The sequence below is a fragment of the Campylobacter sp. RM9328 genome, from assembly GCF_012978615.1.
The window spans coordinates 1-540 of the sequence record NZ_LIWF01000066.1 but is presented as its reverse complement, the minus strand read 5'-3'; the positions used below and the strand labels follow the sequence as shown (position 1 = coordinate 540).

Here is a 540-nt window from a genome sequence, read left to right as displayed (position 1 = left end):
AAGCTGGTGAAAATACCGAAATTCTACAAGCTCAAAAGAGACAATATGAGAGTGATATAGCTACTAAATCATCTCAAATAACTAATTTAGAAAGCGAGATTAATCAGCTAAATAGTGATATAGAAGTGCTAAATCAGACTAAAGAGCGTCTAAAGAGCGAAGAAGCCCTTATACAAAGCCCTGAGCTAGCTACTAAAGAGTATGTAGATGAGCTAAAGGCTACACTAACTGGGAGTATAAATACCAAAGACGCTGCTAATGTAAAGCTAACTGGTAACCAAACTATAGCAGGAACTAAAACCTTTTCTAGTCCTGTAGTGGTGCCTAATGCCACAGCTAATACACACGCAGTTAATCTGGCTCAACTAAATACCAAAGCAAACGCAGACGCTGTAGTTAATTTAACTGATGACCAAACAATAGCAGGGGTTAAGACCTTTTCAGCAGTGCCTATATCAGCTACAAATCCAACAGCCAATAATCAGGTAGCTAATAAAGCTTATGTAGATAGCGTAGGTAATACAGCAGTAAAGCTCACAG

Annotated in this window: 1 pseudogene; it reads left to right on the top strand. The window is 38.3% G+C overall.

What is annotated here, in order from left to right:
- Positions 1-540, top strand: a pseudogene (locus CCAL9328_RS10715) (hypothetical protein); the annotation flags it as partial.